The following is a 4,834-nucleotide window of genomic DNA, read 5'->3' as shown; positions in this document are numbered from 1 at the left end:
CACCGAAAGCGGAGCGCTGCCTCCGATTAATATACGGAGCGATGTTCCGCTTCGTCAAAGGGTGTCGCGCCGCACAGAGTTCGGCGCATGGGTACGACTGAGGGTGCTCCGCCCAACGGGTACGACCGCCCGGACTCGGACTTCAACGACGGCAAGTACATGACGTACCGCACCGGCGGCACCGAGGACGCGGAAAACAACTGACCCTGGGACGACCGGGTCGTGGCCCAAACCCCCCACAGGTCACGATCATCTTATCGAGTTAATGCTGACGGCTCCCCCGGCCGACCGGGCGCATCGGCCACTACTGTTCCCCGGGTCTGCGCGGATACCCGGACGGTTGCCCCCTCCTTTCCTCATATCCGGTGACGCGCATGCGCGCGAGGCCACCGCCGTTTACGAAGGAGAGCTCGCCCGATGACTGTTGGTACCACCTCGGAAGCGCCCATGGAGCCGCCTCGGCAGTCCAGCCTGGGCACGGCGGCTGCCCGCAACCTCGCCACCACGACCAAGTCCGCGCCGCAGATGCAGGGGATCACCTCCCGCTGGCTGCTGCGGACACTCCCCTGGGTCGAGGTCAAGGGCGGCACCTACCGGGTGAACCGTCGGCTGACCTACACCGTCGGCGACGGGCGCGTGGAGTTCGTCCAGGACGGTGGCACCGTCCGGGTGATTCCCCGCGAGCTCGGCGAACTGGCCCTGCTGCGTGGCTTCGAGGACGTGGAGGTGCTGACCGCGATCGCCGACCGCTGCGTCCAGCGCGACTTCCGCGCCGGTGAGACCCTGGTCGAACGCGGCACGCCCGCCGAGCAGTTCCACATGATCGCTCACGGCCGCGTCAGCCAGACCACGGTCGGCAAGTACGGAAACGAGACCGCCGTCGCCGTACTCGCCGACGGCGACCGGTTCGGCGAGGACGCCCTGCTGGACGCGGACGCCCGGTGGGACTGCACCGCCACCGCCGAGACGTCCGGCACGCTGCTCACCCTGTCCCGCGCCGACTTCGACGCCGTGCTGTCCTCGGCGCCAAGCCTCCAGGCCCACGTCCAGGAGTTCCGTTCGCTCGCCGGCCGGAGCCAGAACCGCCGCGGGGAGGCCGAGATCGCCTTGTCGGCCGGACACACCGGGGAACCCGCGCTGCCCGGTACGTTCGTCGACTACGAGCTCAAGCCGCGCGAGTACGAACTCTCCGTCGCCCAGACCGTTCTGCGGATCCACACCCGGGTCGCCGACCTCTACAACGATCCGATGGACCAGACCGAGGAGCAGCTCCGGCTCGTCATCGAGGCGCTGCGTGAGCGCCAGGAGCACGAGCTGATCAACAACCGGGAGTTCGGCCTGCTCCACAACGCCGACTTCAAGCAGCGCATCCAGACCCACTCCGGCCCGCCCACCCCGGACGACCTCGACGAGCTGCTCTGCCGCCGCCGCGGCTCCAAGTTCTTCCTCGCCCACCCCCGGACGATCGCGGCGATCGGGCGGGAGTTCAACTCCCGCGGGCTCTATCCGACCCACGTCGATCTCGGCGGGCAGCAGGTCCCGGCCTGGCGCGGCGTCCCGATCCTGCCCTGCAACAAGATCCCCATCACCAAGGAGAACACCAGCTCGGTCCTGGTCATGCGCACCGGCGAGGACAACCAAGGCGTCGTCGGCCTGCGTCAGACAGGACTGCCGGAGGAGTACGAACCGGGCCTGTCGGTGCGCTTCATGGGGATCGACGAGAAGGCGATCATCTCCTACCTCGTCAGCGCCTACTACTCCGCCGCCATCCTGGTGCCGGATGCCCTCGGGGTGCTGGAGAACGTGCAGATCGCCCGTAGCCGCGATTAGCACCTCCCCTGCCGGACGGCCACCCACCACCGAGGAGCCATGGATGTCTGCGCCCGAGTTTTCTCCTCCGCCTTCCCTGTCCGCCCCGCCGCCCGTCGATATCGCTCCCGCCGACACGGCTGCCGTCGACATCGCTCCCGCCGACACGACTCCCGCCGACACGGCTGCCGCCGAGGTGCGCAGCGCGAGCGTCGGTCTGGAGCGGATCCTGCGCGGCCCCAGCGGGCTGGGTACGGCGAGCCTGCACCCGGCCGCCCGGCGCGAGGAGCCGCGTACGCCGCCGACACCGCCGGAGGCGCCCGCGGAAGGCAGCCCGATCCCCGGCCTGTACCACCACCCGGTGCCGGAGCCCGACCCCGGGCGGGTGGAGGAGGTCAGCCGCAGGATCAAGGCCTGGGCGCTGGACGAGGTCGACCTGTACCCCGAGGACTGGGAGGACCAGTTCGACGGGTTCTCCGTGGGGCGCTACATGGTCGCCTGCCATCCGGACGCCCCCACCGTCGACCACTTGATGCTCGCCACCCGCATGATGGTCGCCGAGAACGCTGTGGACGACTGCTACTGCGAGGACCACGGCGGCTCGCCCATCGGTCTCGGCGGACGCCTCCTGCTGGCGCACACCGCCCTCGACCCGTTGTACACGGCGAAGGAGTACCAGCCGCAGTGGGCGGAGTCGCTCCACTCGGACGCGCCCCGGCGCGCCTACCGCTCCGCCATGGAGTACTTCGTCCGCGAGGCCAGCGCCTCCCAGGCCGACCGGCTCCGGCACGACATGGCCCGTCTGCACATGGGATACCTCGCCGAGGCCGCCTGGGCGCAGACGGACCACGTGCCCGAGGTGTGGGAATACCTGGTGATGCGCCAGTTCAACAACTTCCGGCCGTGCCCGACCATCACCGACACCGTCGGCGGCTACGAACTTCCGGCGGACCTGCACGCCCGGCCCGAAATGCAGCGGGTCATCGCGCTCGCCGGGAACGCCACCACCATCGTGAACGACCTGTACTCGTACACCAAGGAACTCGCCAGTCCCGGCAAGCACCTCAACCTGCCCGTGGTGATCGCCGAACGTGAGGGCGTCTCCGAGCAGGAGGCGTATCTGAAGGCGGTCGAGGTGCACAACGACCTCATGCACGACTTCGAGGCCGCAGCCGCGGCGCTGGCCGCCGCCTGCCCCGTCCCGACCGTGCAGCGCTTTCTGCGCGGCGTGGCGGTGTGGGTCGACGGCAACCACTACTGGCACCAGACCAATACCTACCGCTACAACCTGCCCGACTTCTGGTAAGAGGAATGGACTTGTCGATGACCAGCACCGATTTCACCGCCGCCCCCTCCATGTTCATCCCCGCCCCGGTGACGCCCTACCAGGGGGACATCGCCCGCTACTGGGATCGTGAGGCCAGGCCCGTGAACCTGCGCCTCGGCGATGTGGACGGCCTGTACCACCACCACTACGGCATCGGCGACGTCGACCACGCCGCCCTCGGCGACACCGCGGCCGGTGATTACGAGAAGCGGCTGATCGCCGAGTTGCACCGGCTGGAGTCGGCGCAGGCCGAACTCCTCCTGGACCACCTCGGCCCCATTGGGCGTGACGACACGCTCGTGGACGCCGGATGCGGCCGCGGCGGCTCGATGGTCATGGCCCACCAGCGCTTCGGGTGCACGGTCGAGGGCGTCACGCTGTCGGCCAAGCAGGCCGACTTCGCCAACGGGCGTGCCCGCGAACTCGGCATCGAGGACCATGTCCGCGCCCGGGTCTGCAACATGCTCGGTACGCCGTTCGAGACCGGGCAGGCCGCGGCCTCGTGGAACAACGAGTCGACGATGTACGTGGACCTCCACGACCTGTTCGCCGAGCACTCCCGCGTCCTCGCGGTCGGCGGCCGCTATGTGACCATCACCGGCTGCTGGAACCCGCGTTACGGCCAGCCGTCGAAGTGGGTCTCCCAGATCAACGCGCACTTCGAGTGCAACATCCACTCCCGCCGGGAGTACCTGCGCGCCATGGCCGACAATCGCCTCGTACCGCAGGCCGTTATCGACCTCACGCCCGCGACCCTGCCCTACTGGGAGCTGCGGGCCACGTCCTCGCTGGTCACCGGCATTGAGGAAGCGTTCATCAACTCGTACAAGGATGGCTCCTTCCAGTACCTCCTGATCGCAGCCGACCGCGTCTGACCGCCTCCCTGCGGAAAAGGGCCGGGTCCGTCCCCGACGGGCCCGGCCCTTCTGCTGTGCCGCGGGGATGTGCCGCGAGGCGGATCGAACACTTGACAACCGCTCCCTCGTGACAAACCATCTGTCGAAGCGCTTCGAATGTTCGCTCTCGGAAGCCTTCAGACACGGGGGGGAGCAAGAACAGCCGTTTCTGCACGAGGTTCGTAAGACCCCCCTTTGAGGCACCCCGTCTTCGAAGCGCTTCACACCCCAGGCACGTTCGTCAGATCACGCTCGGAACCCCCATGAGGAGTCCAGTATTTCTGCCGACTTATTGACACTCTGTCTGGATCTACGGCTCGGGCTCCCCGCGGCGCCCCCGGACGCGACGGCCCTGACGGACGGCGAAACGAGCCTGACCTACGCCGACCTCCATCACCTGGTGGCTCACGAGGCGACCGCGCTGCGCCGGGACGGCGTGGGGCCCGGCGCCCTCGTTCCGTTGCCGTCGCCGGAGCACCGCACCGCCGCCACCATCGTGCGTCTGCTGGCGATCCTGGCCGCCGGTGCGGCCTTCACCCCGGTGCCGCCAGGGGCGGAGAGCGGGTCGATCATCGGCGAGATCGTGGCGGACCGTACCGCCTGGCCCGGCCATCTCTCCCCGCTCCCCGCCTCGGCGTATGTCCTGTCCACCTCCGGCAGCACCGGCCCCGCCAAACACACAGTGGTCACCAGGGAAGGTCTGCGCGGCGTCTTCGGGGGACTGTACGCACGGTTCCACGGCCATCTGCCGCCGCTGGCCGTATGGACGCAAGCGCATCCGCTGACCTTCGGATTCAGCATC

At 68.8% G+C, this 4,834-nt stretch carries 4 protein-coding genes; all 4 read left to right on the top strand.

Annotation, left to right across the window (positions count from 1 at the left end):
* Nucleotides 1-417: 417 nt before the first annotated feature.
* Nucleotides 418-1,830, top strand: coding sequence for a family 2B encapsulin nanocompartment shell protein (locus SSOG_RS44810; RefSeq protein ID WP_009720959.1), 1,413 nt, complete (start codon nt 418-420; stop codon nt 1,828-1,830).
* Nucleotides 1,781-3,115 (top strand): family 2 encapsulin nanocompartment cargo protein terpene cyclase, encoded by a 1,335-nt coding sequence (locus tag SSOG_RS44805; RefSeq protein WP_009720958.1) that lies wholly within the window; start codon nt 1,781-1,783, stop codon nt 3,113-3,115. Before SSOG_RS44810 ends, SSOG_RS44805 begins: the two co-directional genes overlap by 50 nt.
* A 17-nt stretch (nt 3,116-3,132) precedes the next feature.
* Complete coding sequence (locus SSOG_RS44800; protein WP_039940277.1) at nt 3,133-4,011, top strand: geranyl diphosphate 2-C-methyltransferase; 879 nt, start codon at nt 3,133-3,135, stop codon at nt 4,009-4,011.
* A gap of 313 nt (nt 4,012-4,324) precedes the next feature.
* Nucleotides 4,325-4,834 (top strand): AMP-binding protein (locus tag SSOG_RS44795; RefSeq protein WP_039940276.1); only part of this gene is annotated, 510 nt, incomplete at its 3' end.

Source organism: Streptomyces himastatinicus ATCC 53653 (assembly GCF_000158915.1).
Taxonomy (GTDB): Bacteria; Actinomycetota; Actinomycetes; order Streptomycetales; family Streptomycetaceae; genus Streptomyces; species Streptomyces himastatinicus.
This window is presented reverse-complemented; position numbering and strand designations above follow the sequence as displayed.

Coding starts and splice junctions, on each gene's coding strand:
- SSOG_RS44805 (WP_009720958.1), top strand. CDS start 1,781: ATGCCCTCGGGGTGCTGGAGAACGTGCAGATCGCCCGTAGCCGCGATT.
- SSOG_RS44800 (WP_039940277.1), top strand. CDS start 3,133: ATGACCAGCACCGATTTCACCGCCGCCCCCTCCATGTTCATCCCCGCC.
- SSOG_RS44810 (WP_009720959.1), top strand. CDS start 418: ATGACTGTTGGTACCACCTCGGAAGCGCCCATGGAGCCGCCTCGGCAG.